Origin of the sequence: Phytohabitans rumicis, from assembly GCF_011764445.1 — a bacterium.
Lineage (GTDB): Bacteria > Actinomycetota > Actinomycetes > Mycobacteriales > Micromonosporaceae > Phytohabitans > Phytohabitans rumicis.
Map to the genome: position 1 here is coordinate 5358378 of NZ_BLPG01000001.1, position 19496 is coordinate 5377873.

The window sequence follows — 19496 nt, forward strand, 5'->3', positions numbered from 1 at the left end:
CGGATCTCTAGTCCGGGGCGGACCGGCGCAACGCGCTCGCCACGGGCGGTGGGCGTAGGCCGGTCCAGTCCACGGGGTCCAGTGACGGCGTTTGCCACGGCGGGTCGGGCCAGGCTTCGGTGGGCCAGTTCTGCGGCTCGCCGGGCCGGGCGGGCGCCGGTGGCCGGAGCTGGGTCGGGACGCCGCGCCGCGGGCTGACCAGTCCCGGCCACAGGGTGGCGGTGACTGACCGGGCGCGGGCCAGCCGGTGGGCCGCCCGCCGATGCCGCTCGGCCAGCACGGCCGCCAGGTATGCCCACCCCGGCACCCCCGGCGGTGGCGGGGGCGTCGTCGTGGCGGCCACCTCGGCGGCCAGCGCCCGCCCGAGGCGGCTGCGCTCCGGCTCGGCCAGGCCGTGTCCGCGCGCCAGGAAGTGGCGTACGGCCAGCGCCAGGTCGTCGTCCAGCCCGGTCAGGTCCAGCGTCGCCGCCCAGGTCGCCAGCGGCAGCGGCATGCCGGGGACCCAGCCCCACGAGGCCGGCGTGCGCTCGTGGATGACCATCGTGCCGGCGGCCAGGTCGCCCAGGCGCTTGCTGCGCGGGTTGCCCAACATGGTGGCGATGCTCGCGACCCAGGTGACCAGCGGCAACACGAGGCCGGGCCACTCGACGGCGACGCCGACCAGCCCACGCGTCAGGGCGTGCCGGAACAGCACCGGCCCGCCGTCGTCGCGGACCACCCGCAGGCCCACCGCGAGCTTGCCGACCGTCCGCCCGCGACTGAACGTCTCGCACAGCACCGGGTAACCGACGAGCACCAGCACCGTACCCACGGTGAACAGGGCGCCCTCCAACGCGGGGTCGACCGCCGGCACCATCGACAGCGTCATGACCGTCACGAAGAGCAGGACGAGCGCGATCAGCACCTGCACGGCGATGTCGATGAGCAGGGCGAGGACCCGGGATCCGACCCGGGCCGCCCTTATCTCCAGCTCGACCGCCTCGCCGCTCACCACGCCGGGCACTTGCGCGTTCACCCGACCAGTGAACACCATGTCGGGCGTGGACCTCGACGCGTACGTCGCCGAGCACGACGGGGAGTGGCGCCGGCTGGAGCAGTTGTCGCGCGGTCACCGGCTGTCGGCGGATGAGGCGGACGAACTGGTGGCGCTCTACCAGCGGGCGGCCACCCACCTGTCCGTCGTACGCAGCAGGTCGCCTGACCCGGCCCTGGTCGCCCGCCTGTCCCGCCTGGTGCTCTCCGCCCGCGCCGCGATCACCGGCGGGAGCCGCTTCTCCCGGCGCGAGGTGGGCCGGTTCTTCACGGAGAGCTTCCCGGTCGCCGTGTACCGGGCGTGGCCATGGTGGACCGGCGTCGGCGCGCTGTCCACCGTGCTCACCGGGTTCCTGATGTGGTGGGTGGCCGGGCATCCGGAGAGCGCGGCGGCGTTCATCGGCGAGGACGCCGCGGCGGAACTGGTCGAGTCCGGGTTCGCCGGCTACTACACCGAGCACCTGCCGTCCGCGTTCGCCTTTCACCTGTGGACCCACAACGCCTGGCTGGCGGCGCAGTGCCTGGCTTCGGGCGTGCTCATCGTGCCGACGCTGTGGCTGCTCTGGAACAACGCCCTCAACGTCGGCGTGGTCGGCGGCGTGATGCTCTCGTACGACCGGGGCGACCTCTTCTTCGGGCTGATCACCCCGCACGGCCTGCTGGAGCTGACCGGCATCTACGTCGCGGCGGGGGTCGGGCTGCGGATCGGGTGGGCCTGGATCGCCCCGGGTCCGCACCGCACCCGCGGCCGGGCGGTCGCCGAGGCGGGCCGCAGCGGCATGCTAGTGGCCCTGGGTCTGGTGTGCGTCTTCGCGGTAGCCGGCGTAATCGAAGCCTTCGTAACCCCGTCCCCCCTCCCCACGGTATTCCGCGTAGCCATCGGCGCGCTGGCCTGGCTAGCCTTCCTCGGGTACATCGCCATCCTCGGCCGTCGATCTTGAAGTTGTCAGGTTCAGATGCCCGATATGGCACCTGACAACCCCAAGATCGACGGGGTGGACATGCGTACGAACGTTGTCCACAGTGGGGTTCGTTGTCCACAGGTACCGGGGTGCGGGGTCGCGCGCCGGGGTGGTCGCCGTAATCCTCGACTCCCATGGCAGAAGCGTGGCGATACCGAGATCTCCGCGAGTCCGGCCTCAGCGAGGGCCAGATCCGTTGGCGGGCGGACGATCGGCAACTCGCTCGACCCTTCCACGGCGTGTACCTCGCGCCCAGCAACGCCCATGACGACGTGGCCCGTCTCCGCGCGCTCTTCCTTCGGTTGCCGCCGGAGGCCGTCGCGTGTCGGCAGACCGCGGCACGGCTCCACGGGTTCGGCGAATTCGCGCCGCTGTCACCGCAGGTGCACATCCTCGTACCTGCGGGACTAGCCCGACCACAAGTACGGGGCGTCAAGATCTACGACACGGTACGGCCGGTCGAGCCGGTGATGGTGCACGGCATCCCCTGCGTCCCGGCCGCGCGATGTGCGGTCGATCTGGCCCGGACAAGCCGCAGGCTCGATGCATTGCCGGTGCTCGATGGGGCGCTTCGCCTCGGCGGTTGCACCACGGACGACCTCGCGGCAGAGGTCGCGCTGCATCAAAGGCTCCGCGGTGTGTGCCAGGTCAGAGAGCTGGTGTCACTCGCCGACCCGGGCGCTCAATGCCGGCAGGAGAGCCAGATGCGTCTGGTCATCATCGATGGTCAGCTACCGCGCCCGGAGCTGCAGGTGGCTGTTGTCGACGAGTACGGCAACGTGCGCTACTACCTCGACCTAGGCTGGCGCCGCAGGCGGGTCGGCGCGGAATACGACGGCGTATCTCATCTCGACCGTGTGGTGGCCCGCCGGGATCGCGAGCGACACAACTGGCTCGTCGCGCAGGGCTGGCGAATGCGCTACTTCACCGATGTGGACCTCTACCGCCGCCCCCAGCACCTGGTGACGGTCTTGCGAGGGGCGCTGACCTAAACCCGCCGATCTTGGGGTTTTCAGGTGCCATATCGGGCATCCCGACATGACAACTCCAAGATCGACGGGTTAGAGGGCGCCGGTGCGTTTTAGGCGTAGGTATGTGTCGGCTAAGAGTGAGGGGAAGGTGTCGGCGGGGGCGTCTAGGACTTCTACGCCGTGTCTTGTCAGGGCGTGTTTTACGCGGGTGCGTTCGGAGAGTGTGCGGAGGGTGGCGGCGTGGAGGTAGGGGTCGGACGTCAGGTCCCGCAGTAGGGGGTCGTGGACGGCGGCCACTAGCACTTTGTGGCGTGTGGCCAGCCTCGGCAGGACGGGCAGGAGTCCTTCGCCCAGTGCGCCCGGCTCCAGGGCGGTGAAGAGCACGACCAGCGCCCGTTTCCGCTCCCGGCGCAGCACTTCGCCGACGACCAGTTCGAAGTCAGTCTCCACAAGGGACGGTTGCAGCGGCGCCAAGGCGTTGACCAGCCTGGGGAGCAGCACGTGCCGGCCGCCCGACACGCTGGCCCGGACCGCGGTGTCGACCGCGAGCAGGTCGACCTGGTCGCCCGCCCGGGATGCGAGCGCGGCCAGCAGCACCGCGGCGTCGATCGCCGCGTCGAGCCGTGGTTCGGCGCCCACGAGTACGGCCGACGTGCGGCCGGTGTCGAGCACGCACACCACGCGGCGGTCGCGCTCCGGACGCCAGGTGCGTACGAGCACGTCGGAGCGGCGCGCGCTGGCCCGCCAGTCGATGGAGCGTACGTCGTCGCCGATGACGTACTCGCGGAGCACGTCGAACTCGGTGCCCTGCCCGCGACCGCGGGTCACCGTGGCGCCTTCGAGGGTGCGCAGCCGCGCCGTCTTTTCCGGCAGGAAGCGGCGCGAGTCGAAGCGCGGCAGCACGCGCAGTGTCCACTGTGGCATCTCCGGCCGTCCGGCCCGTTGGCGGAACGCCAGCCCCATCGGGCCGTACGACCGCAGGGTCAGTCGTACGGCGGGGCGGTCGCCGCGACGGGTCGGCGTCAGCGTCGTGTCCAGCACGGCGCTCTCGTCCGGCTGGACCACCACCCGGTGCGAGTACGGCGTCGCGCCGGCCGACGGGACCCACGCGTCCCGGATCTCGGCGCGCAGCGGGCGGGTGGAGCCGTTGCGCACCCGCAGGGAGACCGTCGCCGTCTCGCCGGACCGTACGGTGCGGGCGCCGTCCCGGCTCAGGGCGAGGTCGCGCAGCGCCGCCGCGAGCGTGAAGTCCACAAGGGACAGCAGCGCCACCCCGCCGGCCAGGACCAGGAGGCCCACCCACGGCGACTGCCACAGCGGCAGCGTGCCGGCGGTCAAGGCCAGCAGGGCGGCGGCCCGCCAGGTGAGCATCAGCGGGGCGTCGGCACGGTGGCGAGGACCCCGTCGAGCACGGCGTCCGGGGTCACGCCCTCCAGTTCGGCTTCCGCGCGCAGGCGTACCCGATGGCGCATGGTGGCCCGGGCGACCGCCTTGATGTCGTCGGGCGTCACGTAGTCGCGGCCGGCCAACCAGGACCACGCCTTGGCCGCGCCGAGCAGGGCGGTGGCCCCGCGCGGGGAGGCGCCCAGCTCCAGCGACGGCGACACCCGGGTGGCCCGGCACAGGTCGACGATGTAGCCGAGCACCGGCTCGACGACGCCGACCCGCTGCACCGCGGCCCGCCCGGCGGCCAGGTCGGCGGCGCTGGCCACCCGCTGCACGCCGGCACCCTTGAGGTCGCGCGGATCGAAACCGTTGTGGTGGGCCCGCAACACGCCGATCTCCTCGTCGCGGCTGGGCAGCGGCACGGCCAGCTTGAGCAGGAACCGGTCGAGTTGGGCCTCGGGGAGCGGGTAGGTGCCCTCGTACTCGATGGGGTTCTGGGTGGCCGCGACGATGAACGGCTCGGGCAGCGGCCGCGGCGTGCCGTCCACCGACACCTGGCGCTCCTCCATCACCTCCAGCAGCGCGGACTGGGTCTTCGGCGGGGTGCGGTTGATCTCGTCGGCCAGCAGCAGGTTGGTGAAGACCGGCCCGGTCCGGAACTCGAACGCGGCGCTGTTCGGGTCGTAGATGAGCGAGCCGGTCACGTCCCCGGGCATCAGGTCGGGAGTGAACTGGAGCCGCTTGGCGTCCAGGTCGAGGGCGGCCGCCAGCGCGCGCACCAGCAGGGTCTTCGCCACGCCGGGCACGCCTTCGAGCAGGACGTGGCCGCGGCACAGCAGGGCGATCAGCAGGCCGGTCACGATGGCGTCCTGCCCGACCACCGCCTTGGCCACCTCGGTGCGCAGCCGGTGCAGGGCGGCGCGGGCCTCGTCGGATCCCGCCGTTTGGGTCACCATGCACTCCTTAGTGAATCCACCAACGCATCCAGGTCGGCGTGCAGCCGCCGCAGTTCGTCATCGGTCTCCGGGCTGGCACCGTACAGCAGTGCGTCGATCTCGTCCCGGTCCCGTCCGGTCCGGGCGGCCACCGCGTCGACCAGGTCGGCGTCCGGTCCGAGCGACTGCGCGATCCGCTCGCGCGCGGCGGCCCGGAGGATGCCGGCGGTCGGCCCGCGCGCCTTCGCCCGCCGGTACAGGCGCCCGCGACCAAGGACGGTCTCGGCGGCCCGGACGGTCACCGGGAGCGGCTCGCTGACCGGCGGCCCGAGCCGGCGGGCCCGCCACAGCGCGAACACCAGCGCGGCCAACGCCAACTGGACCAGCAACGCCCAGAAGGACGGCGGAAAGGCGTTCCACAATGGATTTGGACGGTCCGCGGTGGAGTTTTCCTCGCCCGACGAGCCGGAGCCGGATTGCCCGTCGCCGGACGAGCCGGACCCGGATCCGGGCCGGCCGGGCCCGGACGAGCCCTCGGGCGACTGGCCGGCCTGCGACGGGCCCTCGGTCGCCGAACCCGGGCCGTCCGCCGTATCCGGCGGTGGCTCCACCTCGTGCAGGTCGAGCCACACCACGCGGGACTTCGTGCCGAGCAGGGCGGTGGCGAGCGCCTCGTTGCCGTGCTCGCCGATCCGGTCGTTGCGGAACGGGTCGTTGGCGCCGACCACCACGACCTCCGCGAAGAACGTGCGCTGGCGTACCACGCCGTCGCCGTAGCAGCGGTCGCCGTCGCCGATGTAGCGCTGGCGCAGTGCCGCCGCGACGCCCGCCGCTCGCGCTTCGTCCACTGTGCACGGTCCACCGTCATCCGGCGGGACCGCCTCGGCCGCCCACCGCCGGGCGCCGGTGGTCAGCTCGATGCCGGCGTCATCCAGGGTGCGCCGCGACGGGTCGACCAGCACCAGGCGCGTGCTCTGCGGCATGAGCCGGAGGAACGGCCGGTACGCCGGATGCACCGCGTCGGGCGCCGGCACGAAGAGCGTCGTGTCCCCGGCGCGCGCGGCGATCCGGGCGTCGATCGAACGGGTCACCCGCTGCACCTCGATGCCGCGGGCCCGCAGCGCCTCGGCCAGGCGCTGGCCACCGATGTCGGCGTCGCTGGTCGGGCTCAGGAACGCCGGGTCGCCGGGGTCGGGCTCCTCGACCGCGTACGACACGCCGGTCACCACGAGCAACAGCGCCGCGATCCCGAACGGTATGGCGAACCGGTGCCGCGCCCGCCGGCTCGCTTCGCTCGCTTTGGCCCCGGCAGCCGACAGACTCCGGCCTTGTCGCTCCGCGCCAAGCCTCGGACTCTGTCGGCTCCGGTGCCATCGTCGTTTCATGACAAAGCCCGGTGCAGTTGGTCGGCGAGCTCGCGCATCCGGTCGTCGTGCCGGGCCTCGGCGGGGCGCTGGCCGTACCACACGTCGGAGAAGACGCCGCCGGCCTCGCGCAGTGGCTCGTCGACGACCGGCCGGGCCTTGGCCGCGGCGCCGGCCAGCTCGGTGACCGTCCAACCTGGACGGTGCTCGACGACGCGCCGCTCGATGAGCTCGCGCACCATCGCGCGGAGCCGCTCGCGGACCGCCTCGGCGTACCGGCCCTGGGCGGCGAGCCGGTCGGCCAGCGAGGCGAACGCGGCGGCCGGCAGGTCGGGCAGTTCGTCGTCGCCGGGTTGGGCGGGCGCGGCCGGGTCGGCGGTCACCGGGGCACGGCGCCGGCGCCGGAAGGGCCAGCGGGGCCGCAGCAGTCGCAGCAGCCAGCGCAGGCGCGGCCGGCGCAGGCGGACCCAGGGCAGGTGCCAGCGGGGGAGGCGGCGCGGCACCCACCGCGGCCACCAGTACCAGCCGGCCGCGGCCAGCGAAGCCGCCAGGAGAAGGAGCAGCGCCGCGATCGGCAGCGGCACCACGTCGCCAAGAGCCGCCACCGACTCGGTCCACCAGCGCGTCAACGGACCACTCCGAGCAACGCAGGCGTCAGCGTGCCGCGCCGGCTGGCCCGGACCAGCAGGATGTCGAGCCCTTCGGTGCGCATCCGGGTCTCCAGGTGCAGCACCGCGTCCAGGCAGGCCAGCGTGGGGTAGGCGACGGTGTTGACGAGCAGCCAGGCGAGCGCGCTCATCCACCCGGTCCACTCCGCGCCGCCCAGGTGCAGCCCGTCGAGCGCGGCCAGCGCGCCCACGCCGAGCGCGACCCGGATGGCGAGCCACGCGACGTACCCGAGCACCCGGATCGCGCCGGCCCGCAGGCCCGCGCGGCACGCCAGCGCCGTGCCGCGCCGAAGCGCCCGGCCGGGCCCTAACCGATCGAGTACGACGGCCGGCACGGCGAGCCCGAGCAGGCCGTACGCGAGGAACCAGAATGGCCCGGCGAGCGCGGCGGCGAACGTCGCGGCGCCGGCCCCGACGGCGATCACGGCCACCGCGCCGAATCGGCCGCCGCGCGGATGCAGGAGCTGCCGGGCCGGCAGCCGCTGACCGAGTACGTCCGCTGCGGCGGCCCGGGAGGTCAGCCCGCCCAGCAGCGCGATGATCGTGACCTCCGTTGCCGCGCCGGTCGCGAGCATGACCCAGTACATCCCCAGGTGATCGAACTCCGGGAAGTTGGGCAGGTACGCGGGCGGCTCGGCGCCGGCGGCCCGCCGCAGCGGGGCCAGCAACGCCTGCTCGGCCGCCGCGAGCACCGCCGCCACGGGCAGCAGTACCCGGCCGTACCCGCGCAGCAGAGACACCGCGGCATCGAGCAGCTCGCCGACGGTGAGCGGGCGCAGCGGCAGCACTGCGCCATCCTGGCACGGGTCGGCCGGCATCGCGTACCCATGGCCTGATCGTCCGGTTTGTCATAACCCCAGGTGAGGGCCGGTCCCACGGATCGGACGCGAGGTGGAATATTGAACGCATGAGGGCTCGGGTACTGGTAGTCGACGACGATCCTGCGCTTGCCGAGATGCTCGGCATCGTGCTGCGCAGCGAGGGCTTTTTGCCGTCGTTCGTCGCCGATGGAGAGCGGGCGCTGGCCGCGTTCCGGGAGAGCCGGCCCGATATCGTGCTGCTCGACCTGATGTTGCCTGGAATGAGCGGAATAGACGTATGTCGGTCGATTCGTGGTGAATCCGGCATTCCGATCGTCATGCTCACCGCCAAGAGCGACACCGTCGACGTGGTGCTCGGCCTGGAGTCGGGCGCCGACGACTACGTGGTGAAGCCGTTCAAGCCCAAGGAGCTGGTGGCGCGGATGCGGGCCCGGCTGCGGCGCGGCGAGGACGCCGCCCCGGAGCTGCTGACCATCGGTCCGCCCGGCAACCAGATCACGATCGACGTGCCGGCGCACACGGTCAGCCGCGACGGCGAGGAGGTCAAGCTCACGCCGCTGGAGTTCGACCTGCTGGTGGCGCTGGCCCGCAAGCCGCGCCAGGTCTTCACCCGCGAGGTGCTGCTGGAGCAGGTCTGGGGCTACCGGCACGCCGCCGACACCCGGCTGGTCAACGTGCACGTGCAGCGGCTGCGCGCCAAGATCGAGCCGGATCCGGAGCGGCCGGAGATCATCCTGACCGTGCGCGGAGTCGGCTACAAGGCGGGCACCGGATAGCCTGGGTCCGGCCGTGGAAACTACCGCTACCTCCGTATCCGCGCTGTCCGCGCGGGCGCTGGCGGCTGCCCGGCGGCGCTGGCACGCGGTGGCGCGGCGGGCCGCGGTGCTGGCCGCCCCGATGCGCGGCACCTGGCGCCGCTCGCTGCACTTCCGGGTCGTCGCGATCACGCTGGTCGCGTCCAGCCTGCTGGTGGGCGCGTTCGCCTATCTGGTCGCGACGCAGAGCACCAACATCCTGCTGCAGCGCACCGAGGAGAACGCGCGGGCCCAGGTGAAGGTGGACGCCGAGTACGCGGCCGAGCAGCTCGGCATCTACAACCAGCCATTCAGCGCCGCCGTGCAGACCACGCTCAACCGCACCGCCAGCTCGCTGTCCCGGGGCGGGCCCGGCCAGGGCGGCGCGATCGTGGCGATCACCGCCAGCCAGGTGCCCAGCCTCAAGACCGCGACCGTCCAGGCGGCCAACGTGTCGCCGCTGATCTCGCCGGAGCTGCAGGCCAAGGTCGTCGACGGACACGAGGTCGCGTGGCAGATCCGGACCCACGACCTCGGCGCCGGCCCGACCAAATACCTCGTGTACGGCTCGCCGGTGCCGACCGGCTTCGGGCAGGTCGAGCTGTACTACATCGTCCCGCTCACCACCGAAGACCAGACCGCTGTGCAGATCCGCGCGATGGTGCTGCTCACCGGCTTCGCGCTGGTGATCCTCCTCGGTGTGCTGGCCGCCCTGGTCACCCGGCTGGTCGTCAACCCGGTCCGGGTCGCCGCGCGTACCGCCCAACGGCTGTCCGCCGGCCTGCTCGACCAGCGCATGGCCGTCAACGGCGAAGACGATCTGGCCCTGCTGGCCGCGTCGTTCAACCAGATGGCCACCAACCTCCAGCGCCAGATCGTCCGGCTGGAGGAGATGTCGCGGCTGCAGCGGAGGTTCACCTCGGACGTCTCGCACGAGCTGCGTACCCCGCTCACCACCGTGCGGATGGCCGCCGACCTGATCTTCGCGGAGCGCGACGAGTTCGACCCCGCGGTGGCCCGCTCGGCCGAGTTGTTGCAGGCCGAGCTGGACCGGTTCGAGAGCCTGCTCACCGACCTGCTGGAGATCAGCCGGTTCGACGCCGGGTTCGCGATGCTGGACGCCGAGCCGACCGACCTGGTGCCGGTGGTGCGCCGGGTCGTCGACCGGCTGGACGGCGTGAGCAGCCGGGCCGGCGTGCCGATCGAGCTGAGCGTGCCCGACACGCCGGTGATCGCCGAGGTGGATCCGCGCCGGGTCGAGCGGATCCTGCGCAACCTGGTCGGCAACGCGGTCGAGCACGGCGAGGGCCGGCCGGTGGCGGTGACGCTCGGGGTGGACGATTCCGCGGTGGCGGTGACCGTACGGGACCGGGGCGTGGGGCTGCGCCCCGGCGAGGAGAAGCTGGTGTTCAACCGGTTCTGGCGGGCCGACCCGTCGCGGGCGCGGCAGACCGGCGGCACCGGTCTCGGGCTGTCGATCAGCCTGGAGGACGCCCGGCTGCACGGCGGCTGGCTGGAGGCTTGGGGCGCACTGGGCCAGGGTGCCCAGTTCCGGCTCACCCTCCCGGTACGGGCCGGCGACCGGCTCACCTCGTCGCCGCTGCGGCTCGTGCCGGCGGACGCGGTGCCTGGCCCGGCGCCCGACCAGCGCCCGACCGTCGAGGTGACCGCGTGAACCGGCGCTCCGCGCTCACCCTGGCCGCCGCCTTCGCCGCGGGGCTGGCCGGCTGTGGCATCCCCGACGAGACCGAGGTCCGGACGGTGGGCGAGGGGCCGGAGCCCGGGCTCGCGACCAGCGGTGCCGTCGGTCTCGAGCCGCCGAAACGGGAGAGCGCCGCCACCGAGCCCGAATTCGTCCAGTACTACCTGAGCGCGGCCGCGGGCGAGGCGGACAAGGCGTACGCGCGGGTGCAGAAGTTCCTGGCGCCCAACCTCCAGAACCGGATCAAGGACAAGCCCGGCGAGGCGGTCGCGATCCACGTCGTGCACGTGCTCAGCACCGATATCGCCCTCGTGGGCGGCGCCTCCAAGGTCACGCTCAAGGTCGAGCAGGTCGGGGTGCTCAACGCGTTCGGCCAGATCGGCCCGGCGACGCAGACGACCAGCTCGTACAGCTTCACGATCGGCGTGGCGGAGGGCACCGCCGGCTGGGTCATCATCAAGGACGCCCCGGATGTGGCGCTGCTCAGCTCCGAGGCCCTGAACAACTACTACGAGCAGCGGACGCTCTACTTCTGGAGCGCCGACGAGCGGGTGCTGGTGCCGGACGCCCGCTATGTGCCCCGCGCGATCTCGTTGGAGGGCCAGCCCACCGAGATCCTCGACATGATGATCAAGGGTGGACCCTCGCCCTGGCTCCTGCCCGGCGTGCGCCCGCTGCCGAACGGCACCGACCGGACGCAGAACGTGCCGGACTCCGCCGACGACCGGCTGGAGATCGGCCTCAACGCGGAGGCCGCTCAGGGCGACGGGGGACAGGCCAGCATCGACCGGCTCGGCAGGCAGCTGCTGTGGTCCCTGCAGCCGTACGTGCGCACCGACCTGGAGCTGAGGATCGACGGGCAAGCGAACAAGGCGTTCGTCGAAGACAACGACTATCTCGCCGCGAACCCGGCGCATCTGCTCATCGAGACCCCGGAGCGGTTCGCGATCTACCAGGGCAAGATCTACCGGCTGGCAAGCTCGCCGAACGGCGGCACCGCTCCGCTGCCCAAGGTCCTGCTCGGCGAAGGCGTCAACCAGAACATCGCCGCGGCGGCTCTCGCGCGCGAGCCCACCGGCCAGGGGTCCTGCTGGCCACGGCGCTCGTCGTCCAGCAGCAGGGGCAGCGCTTCCGGCTGCGGGTCGGATCCGGGTACGGCGACGCGGGCGGGCCATTGGCGACGGGACCCCGGACGTACGAGCGGATGGGGCGCCCGGTCTGGCTCAAGGCACCGCTGGACACCGGGCTGGTCGTGGCGGACGGGGAGTTGTACCGGTTCGCGCTGAACAACGCCGTGCTCACCAAGGTCGACGTGGAGGGCATCGCCGGGCCGATCGCGGACGTCGGCGTCGCGCCGGACGGGCGCCGGATCGCGGTGGTGGCCGGCGGCAAGGCGTACGTGGCGACCGTGACTCGTGAGGACGGCGGCGTGGAGGTGCAGGGCGCCCAGGAGGTACGCGCCGGGCTGACCGACGTCACCGGGGTCGACTGGAGCGGGGAGACCAAGGTCGTCTTGGCCGGGCGCGACATGAAAGAGGGAAGATCGCGGTCCGGCAGGTCAGCCTGGACGGCGGGATCATCGAGGACCAGCAGACCGAGCCGAGCCAGATCACGCATCTGGTGGCGTACCCGCGCAGCCCGCTCGTCGTCGGGCCGACCCCGGCCATGGTCATGTACGCCCGCGAGGACTCGTCGTACGACCTCGACGGGGAAAACAAGCTGATCGAGGCGAGCGAGGTGGTGGGTGCCCCGGCCGACGCGCCACAGGGCGGCGCCACCGCGCCGTTCTTCCTGATGGGCTGAGCGGCGATGCGCAGCATGGCCGGGCTGGTGGACCTCGTACTGCCCGCCGCCTGCGCCGGCTGCGAAGCCGAGCGGGTGCCGCTGCGGTACGGCGTCTGTGCGGAGTGCGCCGCGGAACTGGAGGACCTGCGCCCCGGCCCGACGTCGCCGACACCCGTGCCGGCCGGGTTGCCCCCGTGCACCGCGCTGGGCCCGTACGACGGGGTGCTGCGCGAGGTGCTGCTCGCCTACAAGGAACGCGGGCGCCATGGGCTGGCCGTGCCACTGGGCGCGTTGCTCGCCGATGTGATCGCCTCTGCGGCCGGCGGGGACCCCTTGGGCGTACTCCTGATTCCGGTGCCGACGACGGCGCGGGCCGCGCGGGCCCGGCATGGTGATCACATGGGGCGGTTGGCCCGGCGGGCGGCGGACCGGTTGCGGCGCGCGGGCTGGCCCACGGCGGTGGCCCGGCCGCTGCGGGCGTTGCCGAAGCCGGACTCGGCGGAGTTGGACGCGGCCGGGCGGGCCGCGGCGGCGGAATCGGCGTTCCGGCTGCGGGCCGGGCGGGCGGCGGCGCTGCGGCGCGCGGCGGCCGGCCGGCGCGTCGTCGTCCTGGACGACATCGTCACGACCGGCGTGACGCTGGCCGCGGTGGCACGCTGTTTGGCGGCCATCGATATACCCGTGGACGGCGCTTCGGTGATCGCTGCGACGCGTCTCCGTTACGGGCAGTAGGTCCTCTTCACCCGAACGTGCTATCTGAGCGAATCTTCCCGAAACGGTCTTGGCTAGGAGGGGTGACTACTGGCCGCGCAAGAGTTAGCGTCGTCTTCACCGGGGTATGACCATTGGTTCAGCCACCGGAAGGGCGATCGCAACCGTCGTCGCCCGCACGGCCGGAGAGGAGGCACGTTCCTTCATCGTCATCCGGCAAGGGCCGGTGACGTCACCACAGAACCATCGTGGGGAGGTCACGCGTGGACATCGTCGTCAAGGGGCGCAACGTCGAAGTGCCCGATCATTACCGAGTGCACGTCGGCGACAAGCTCGCCAAGATCGAGCGTTACGACCAGAAGCTCATCCGTGTCGACGTCGAATTATTCCACGAACGAAACCCGCGACAGTCCGATTACTGCCAGCGCGTAGAGATCACCGTCGTGTCCCGAGGCCCTTTGGTACGGGCCGAGGCGTGCGCCCAGGATTTCTACGCTGCGCTCGACTGCGCGATCACCAAGCTCGACACCAGGCTGCGCCGCGCCGCCGACCGGCGGCGGGTGCACCGCGGCCGGCATACGCCCGTCTCCGTCGCCGCGGCGACGGCGGGCCTGCCCACGGCGTGGCTCAACGAGTCCACCGCCGCCGACGTCGAGCCCGCACCGTCCGCGAACGGCAGGGGCGGTCCGGTCAACACGGTTGAGGAGTACGACGACCAGCCGTGGCACCTCGTCCGGGAAAAGGAGCACCCGGGCGAGCCAATGACCGTCGACGACGCGCTCTTCCAGATGGAGCTCGTCGGGCACGACTTCTACCTGTTCCTCGACAAGGAAAACGGGCGCCCGAGCGTCGTCTACCGGCGCAAGGGCTACGACTACGGGATCATCGCCCTAGCCGCCTGAACCCGCGCGAGGTCTTCGGCCAGTAGGCCGAAGAGCACATCGTCGACGCGGGTGCGGGAGATGCCCGGCAACCGGCCGCGCAGGTAGCCTTCGCGCCGGAAGCCGGCCTTCTCCAGCACCCGCTGGGAGGCGGCGTTGCCCGGGAGCGTCCCCGCGCTCAACCGGCCGATGCCCGCCTCCGTGAACGCCCAGCGGGCCAGCAGCCGCACGGCCCGCGTGGGCATGCCGCGGCCTCGCCAGGCCGGCAGCATGGCGTACCCGATCGTGGCCTCGGCCGTGCGCGGGTCGTCGTAGTAGAGGCCGAGCTCGCCAGCCGGGATGCCGGTGGCGGCGTCCACGATCACCAGGCTGAGCCGCTCGCCGGCGAGCCAGTGGCCCTCGGCACGCGCGCAGCGCAGCTCGATCTCCTCGCGGTCCGGCACCACCGGCGGCAGGCTGGTCCCGGCCACGTCGGGCAGGGACATCAGCCCGTGCAGGAAGTCCGCGTCGCCGGGGCCGACCGGCCGGAGCGTCACCGCGCCGTCGGTGAGCGCGCCGCCCGGCAGGTCGGGCAGCAGCCGCGCGGTCGGTCCGGGCGGATCGTCCGCGAGCCGGGCCCAGACGGCGAGATCATGCCGGCCGGCGCCGGAGTTCCGTCGCACCCCTTCGTGCTGGAATCCGGCTGCGAGCGCGATCCGCTGGCTCGGCCCGTTCGCCAGGTCGGCGAGCAGCTCCAGGCGGCTGAAACCGCGCTCGAACGCCCAGCCGCACGCCGCCTTCGCGGCGGCCGTCGCCACCCCGCGCCGTCGGGCCCAGGGCGCGACCCAGTAGTCCACCTCGCCCTGGCCGCGTTCCGGCAGCACCCGGCCGACGCCCACCCCGCCGATCAGGCGGTCGGTGGCCGGGTCCGCGATGGCGTACGCCGCGCCGCCCGCGGCCCAGGCCGCCGGGGCGCCGAAGGTGATCCAGTGCAGCGCGTCGCTCCTGGCGTAGCGCGGGTTGTCCTGGCTGGCGACCAGGTCATCGGTGTCCGCCTCGCGGAACTTGCGGAGGTGGATCACCTGGTCAGCCCGCCCACCCAGGCGTCCTTGCGCTCGCCGCGGTGGTTGAGGTCACCGCGGAGCGTGCCCTCGATCGTGAACCCCGCCTTCTCCGCCACCCGGCGGGACGCGACGTTGCCGACGTGCGCCTTCCACACGATCCGGGCCAGCCCCAACTCGTCGAAGCCCCACTCGGCCAGCGCCCGGAGCGCGGCCACGGCGTACCCCCGGCCGCGCGACTCCGGCGCCACCAGAAAGCCCACCTCGCCGGCGTACGGGTCGGTCGGCGCGAGGCTGAGGTCGATCGAGCCGACCCACGCGTCGTGCGGGTCCGTGATCGCGTACACGACGCCGTCGCCGCGGGCCCACTTCGCCGCGGTGACCCGCAGCGCGAAGTCCTCGGCGTGGCGCCGCTCGTACGGGTTGGGCACGGTCGTCCAACGTACGGTCTCGGGGTCCCGGCAGGCGGCGACCATGGCGTCGATGTCGCGCTCGTCCGGCGCGCGCAGGATGCCGTCCAGGCGCGGCTGCGGCCCGCACCTCAGGCGCGGCTGCGGCGCTCCGAAGATCGCCGCCCGCTGCTCTTCCAGCTCCGGGACGTCCACCTCGGTCGGGTCGCCGGGCAGCAGCGAGCCGACCCACGCCTCCTGCCCGGCGTCGGCGAGCCGCAGGTAGCCCTCGATCCGGAACCCGGCCCGCCGGGCGACCAGGCGGGAGGCGTGGTTGCCGATCTCCGCCTGCCAGATCACGCGCTTCATGCCGAGCTCGTCGAACGCCCAGCGGGACACCGCCCGGGTGGCCCGCGTGGCGACGCCCCGGCCACGGGCCCACGGCGCCACCCAGTAACCCACCTCCGCCGAGCGGCGTACCCGGTCGATCGAGGGCAGGCCGCACGAGCCGAGCAGCTCGTCGGTCTGCGCGTCGGTCACCGCGAAATGGGCGGACGTGCCGTCCTGCCACCCCGCCGGGGCGACCGCGGTGACGTACTCGCGGGCGTGTTCGGGCAGGTAGGGCGACGGGACCCCGGTCCACCGCTGGATGGCCGGATCCTGGCAGGCCCGGTAGACCGTGTCGATGTCGTCGGCCCGCCAGTGCCGGAGGTGTAGGCCCTCTGCTTTCGGCTGCACATGGTCATTGTCTGGGAGGGTTCGCGCGTGGCGTAACCTAATTCGGTGCTCGGCCGTGCGTTATGTCCGCTTCAGCACGATCGGCCGGAGGCGTGGCTGACAGTTGCCCCGATGGTGCGCCTACGATGGTTCGGCAGACTGTTCCAAGGGGAGCGTTGATCCGTGTCGATTCTGGAAAAGATCCTTAGCGCCGGCGAGGGCCGCATGCTACGGCGGCTGAAGGCGGTCGCCAACGCAGTCAATTCGCTCGAGGATGAGTACACCGACCTGACCGACGCGGAGCTGCGGGAGCTGACCGATCAGTACCGGCAGCGGATCGCGGACGGCGAATCGCTCGACGACCTGTTGCCCGAGGCGTTCGCCACCGCCCGGGAGGCGGCTTCGCGGGTGCTGGGGCAGCGGCACTACGACGTACAGGTGATGGGCGGGGCGGCCCTGCACTTCGGCAACATCGCCGAGATGAAGACCGGTGAGGGCAAGACCCTGACCTGTGTCCTGCCGGCCTACCTCAACGCGCTGTCCGGCAAGGGCGTGCACGTCGTCACGGTCAACGACTACCTGGCCCAGCGCGACGCCGAGTGGATGGGGCGGGTGCACCGGTTCCTGGGCCTGTCCGTGGGCGTGATCATGCCCAACCGGCCCTCCGCCGAGCACCGCGCCGCGTACGAGTGCGACATCACGTACGGCACCAACAACGAGTTCGGCTTCGACTACCTGCGCGACAACATGGCGTGGTCGAAGGACGAGCTGGTGCAGCGCGGCCACAACTTCGCGATCGTCGACGAGGTCGACTCCATCCTGATCGACGAGGCCCGTACCCCGCTGATCATCTCCGGCCCCGCGGAGCAGTCCGCCCGCTGGTACAGCGAGTTCTCCGCGGTGGTGGCCCGACTGCAGCCGGGCAAGGACGGCGAGGGCGACTACGAGGTCGACTACGCCAAGCGCACGGTCGCGATCACCGAGCGCGGCGTGGCCAAGGTCGAAGACCGGCTGGGCATCGACAACCTGTACGAGTCGGTCAACACCCCGCTCGTCGGCTACCTCAACAACGCGATCAAGGCCAAGGAGCTCTACAAGCGGGACAAGGACTACATCGTCAACGACGGCGAGGTCCTGATCGTCGACGAGTTCACCGGCCGCATCCTGCACGGCCGCCGCTACAACGAGGGCATGCACCAGGCCATCGAGGCCAAGGAGCACGTCGAGATCAAGCAGGAAAACCAGACCCTCGCCACGATCACGTTGCAGAACTACTTCCGGCTGTACGAGAAGCTGTCCGGCATGACCGGTACGGCGCAAACCGAGGCCGCCGAGTTCAACAAGGTCTACACCGTCGGCGTGGTCAGCATCCCCACGCACCGGCCGATGGTCCGCCTCGACCGGCCCGACGTCATCTACAAGACGGAAAAGGCCAAGTTCCACGCCGTCGTCGAGGACATCGCCGAGCGGCACGCCCTCGGCCAGCCGATCCTCGTCGGCACCGTCTCGGTGGAAAACTCGGAGATCCTCTCCCAGCTCCTGCGCCGGCGGGGCATCCCGCACGCCGTACTGAACGCGAAGTTCCACGCCAAGGAAGCCGAGATCATCGCGCAGGCCGGGCGCAAGGGCGGCGTCACGGTGGCCACCAACATGGCCGGCCGTGGTACGGACATCCTGCTCGGCGGCAACCCCGAGTACCTGGCCGCCAACGAGTTGCACCAGCGCGGCCTCGACCCGGTCGAGCACGAGGACGACTACCAGAAGGCACTCGAAGAGATCATGCCGCGGTGGAAGCTGGCATGCGACGCCGAGGCCGAAGAGGTCGCCGAGGCCGGTGGGCTGTACGTCCTCGGCACCGAGCGGCACGACTCCCGCCGGATCGACAACCAGCTCCGCGGCCGCTCCGGCCGGCAGGGCGACCCGGGCGAGTCCCGCTTCTACCTGTCCCTTCAGGACGATCTGATGAAGCGGTTCCGGGCCGGGGCGGTCGAGGCCGTCATGGAGCGCTTCAACATCCCCGAAGACGTGCCCATCGAGTCCAAGATGGTCACCCGGCAGATCAAGAGCGCGCAGGGCCAGATCGAGGGCCAGAACGCCGAGATCCGCAAGAACGTCCTCAAGTACGACGAGGTGCTCAACAAGCAGCGCATGGTGGTCTACGCCGAGCGCAAGCGCGTGCTCGACGGCGAGGACCTCAGCGACCAGGTCAACCACATGATCAACGACGTCATCGAGGCGTACGTCAGTGGCGCGACCGCCGAGGGATACGCCGAAGACTGGGACATGGACCAGCTGTGGTCCAGCCTCAAGCAGCTCTACCCCGTCGGCGTGACCGTCGAAGACCTCGAGGACGAGGCCGGCGGCGAGCGCAACAACCTCGACGCCGACTTCCTCATGGCGAGGCTCAAGGACGACGCGATCGAGGCGTACGGCCGGCGCGAGGAGGAGCTCGGTACCGACGCCGTGCGCCAACTGGAGCGCATGGTCCTGCTACAGGTGATCGACCGCAAGTGGCGCGAGCACCTGTACGAGATGGACTACCTCCAGGAGGGCGTCGGCCTGCGCGCGTACGCCCAGCGCGACCCGCTGGTCGAGTACCAGCGCGAGGGCTTCGCCATGTTCGCCACCATGATGGACGGCATCAAGGAGGAGACGGTCGGGTTCCTCTTCAACCTGGAAGTCCAGGTGGAAGAGGCGGCCACGGCTCCGCCCCCGGCGAGCGGCCCCGCGCCGATGCCGATGCCCGACGACGCCACCATCGAGATCAAGGCCAAGGGCCTCGGTCGCCAGCGCCCCCAGCAGCCGCTGCAGTACTCCGCGCCCACCATCGACGGTGCCGCCGGCGACGGCGCGGTGTTCATGGAGCAAGAGCAGGACACCGCTCCGGCGCTGGGGCTAGGCGGTCCCGCGCCAGCCCGGTCGCGACGGCCGTCCCCGTCGCCCAGCCAGGCTTCGAGCGGCTCCGGCCCGTCGCGCAACGCCCCGTGCCCGTGCGGTTCCGGCAAGAAGTACAAGCGCTGCCACGGCGCCCCCGGCGCCGGCGCCTAACCCTCCGCCTCCGTCCACCCGCCAGCCAGGCCCCGAGGGGCGTCGCCTCACCCCGCGTGAGTCCCCGCCTCGCGCGGCCTGGCCCGGCTGCGCCTCGCCTCGTGCGGCCTCCCCTCGCCCTGTGCGGCCTGGCCTGGCCTCGCCTCGTCGATCAAGGGCATATGGTCGTGCTTTGATCTCTGATCCACGACCGTTTGCCCTTGATCCGCGTGGAAGTCCTTGATCGACGGCGGCGGTGTGGGGTGCGCCTGGGATCCCACTCCGGGTGGGCCGGTGTGAGTTCGCAGGTA

General features: G+C 72.0%; 17 protein-coding genes and 1 pseudogene. 10 read left to right on the forward strand and 8 right to left on the reverse strand.

What is annotated here, in order from left to right:
* Positions 1 to 7: 7 nt before the first annotated feature.
* Positions 8 to 1015 carry an RDD family protein gene (locus Prum_RS24230; protein ID WP_246278064.1) on the reverse strand — a complete coding sequence of 336 codons (1008 nt, stop codon included), beginning with the start codon at positions 1013 to 1015 and terminating at the stop codon, positions 8 to 10.
* 16 nt (positions 1016 to 1031) lie between these two features.
* Between Prum_RS24230 and Prum_RS24235 the strand changes: the two genes are divergently transcribed.
* Both Prum_RS24235 and Prum_RS24240 read left to right on the forward strand, forming a co-directional pair.
* The gene (locus Prum_RS24235; RefSeq protein ID WP_308785437.1) at positions 1032 to 1973 is read left to right on the forward strand and encodes a stage II sporulation protein M; all 942 of its coding nucleotides are present in this window, start codon (positions 1032 to 1034) and stop codon (positions 1971 to 1973) included.
* Positions 1974 to 2233: 260 nt separating this feature from the next.
* Positions 2234 to 2986, forward strand: coding sequence for a type IV toxin-antitoxin system AbiEi family antitoxin (locus tag Prum_RS24240; protein ID WP_246278065.1), 753 nt, complete (start codon positions 2234 to 2236; stop codon positions 2984 to 2986).
* Positions 2987 to 3055: 69 nt separating this feature from the next.
* Here the strand turns inward: Prum_RS24240 and Prum_RS24245 are convergent, their stop codons facing one another.
* The 5 genes from Prum_RS24245 to Prum_RS24265 form a co-directional block, all read right to left on the reverse strand.
* Positions 3056 to 4336: a DUF58 domain-containing protein gene (locus Prum_RS24245; protein ID WP_173078571.1), complete on the reverse strand. Its 1281-nt coding sequence runs from the start codon at positions 4334 to 4336 to the stop codon at positions 3056 to 3058.
* Entirely contained in the window at positions 4336 to 5304 is a 969-nt protein-coding gene (locus Prum_RS24250; RefSeq protein WP_246278066.1) for an AAA family ATPase, read from the reverse strand. The genes Prum_RS24245 and Prum_RS24250 overlap by 1 nt, the downstream gene beginning before the upstream one ends.
* Complete coding sequence (locus tag Prum_RS24255; protein ID WP_246278610.1) at positions 5301 to 6515, reverse strand: DUF4350 domain-containing protein; 1215 nt, start codon at positions 6513 to 6515, stop codon at positions 5301 to 5303. Before Prum_RS24255 ends, Prum_RS24250 begins: the two co-directional genes overlap by 4 nt.
* 152 nt (positions 6516 to 6667) lie before the next feature.
* The gene (locus Prum_RS24260) at positions 6668 to 7279 is read right to left on the reverse strand and encodes a DUF4129 domain-containing protein (RefSeq protein ID WP_173078573.1); all 612 of its coding nucleotides are present in this window, start codon (positions 7277 to 7279) and stop codon (positions 6668 to 6670) included.
* A complete protein-coding gene (locus Prum_RS24265; protein ID WP_246278067.1) occupies positions 7276 to 8106 on the reverse strand; it encodes a hypothetical protein in 831 nt (276 codons plus the stop codon). The genes Prum_RS24260 and Prum_RS24265 overlap by 4 nt, the downstream gene beginning before the upstream one ends.
* 119 nt (positions 8107 to 8225) lie before the next feature.
* Between Prum_RS24265 and mtrA the strand changes: the two genes are divergently transcribed.
* The 7 genes and pseudogenes from mtrA (at position 8226) to hpf (ending at position 14033) form a co-directional block, all read left to right on the forward strand.
* Entirely contained in the window at positions 8226 to 8915 is a 690-nt protein-coding gene (mtrA, locus tag Prum_RS24270) for an MtrAB system response regulator MtrA (protein WP_173078575.1), read from the forward strand.
* A 13-nt stretch (positions 8916 to 8928) separates the two neighbouring features.
* Positions 8929 to 10608 carry an MtrAB system histidine kinase MtrB gene (gene mtrB / locus Prum_RS24275; RefSeq protein ID WP_371871258.1) on the forward strand — a complete coding sequence of 560 codons (1680 nt, stop codon included), beginning with the start codon at positions 8929 to 8931 and terminating at the stop codon, positions 10606 to 10608.
* Between the two features lie 500 nt (positions 10609 to 11108).
* Positions 11109 to 11489, forward strand: a pseudogene (locus Prum_RS55160) (GerMN domain-containing protein); the annotation flags it as partial.
* On the forward strand, positions 11444 to 12358 hold the full coding sequence (locus Prum_RS55165) for an LpqB family beta-propeller domain-containing protein (protein WP_371871384.1): 915 nt from the start codon (positions 11444 to 11446) through the stop codon (positions 12356 to 12358). The pseudogene Prum_RS55160 and the gene Prum_RS55165, both read left to right, overlap by 46 nt.
* On the forward strand, positions 12307 to 12438 hold the full coding sequence (locus Prum_RS53885; RefSeq protein WP_281368961.1) for a hypothetical protein: 132 nt from the start codon (positions 12307 to 12309) through the stop codon (positions 12436 to 12438). The genes Prum_RS55165 and Prum_RS53885 overlap by 52 nt, the downstream gene beginning before the upstream one ends.
* 6 nt (positions 12439 to 12444) lie before the next feature.
* Entirely contained in the window at positions 12445 to 13152 is a 708-nt protein-coding gene (locus tag Prum_RS24290; RefSeq protein ID WP_173078578.1) for a ComF family protein, read from the forward strand.
* A gap of 242 nt (positions 13153 to 13394) precedes the next feature.
* Positions 13395 to 14033 (forward strand): ribosome hibernation-promoting factor, HPF/YfiA family, encoded by a 639-nt coding sequence (gene hpf / locus Prum_RS24295; RefSeq protein WP_173078579.1) that lies wholly within the window; start codon positions 13395 to 13397, stop codon positions 14031 to 14033.
* On the opposite strand, the gene Prum_RS24300 is transcribed toward hpf, so the two are convergent.
* Both Prum_RS24300 and Prum_RS24305 read right to left on the reverse strand, forming a co-directional pair.
* Entirely contained in the window at positions 14006 to 15073 is a 1068-nt protein-coding gene (locus tag Prum_RS24300) for a GNAT family N-acetyltransferase (RefSeq protein ID WP_173078580.1), read from the reverse strand. The two genes, hpf and Prum_RS24300, sit on opposite strands and share 28 nt — an antisense overlap.
* Positions 15070 to 16179: a GNAT family N-acetyltransferase gene (locus Prum_RS24305; RefSeq protein WP_173078581.1), complete on the reverse strand. Its 1110-nt coding sequence runs from the start codon at positions 16177 to 16179 to the stop codon at positions 15070 to 15072. Before Prum_RS24305 ends, Prum_RS24300 begins: the two co-directional genes overlap by 4 nt.
* A 162-nt stretch (positions 16180 to 16341) precedes the next feature.
* On the opposite strand from Prum_RS24305, the gene secA reads away from it, so the two are divergent.
* Positions 16342 to 19206 (forward strand): preprotein translocase subunit SecA, encoded by a 2865-nt coding sequence (gene secA, locus Prum_RS24310; protein WP_173078582.1) that lies wholly within the window; start codon positions 16342 to 16344, stop codon positions 19204 to 19206.
* Positions 19207 to 19496: the final 290 nt, after the last annotated feature.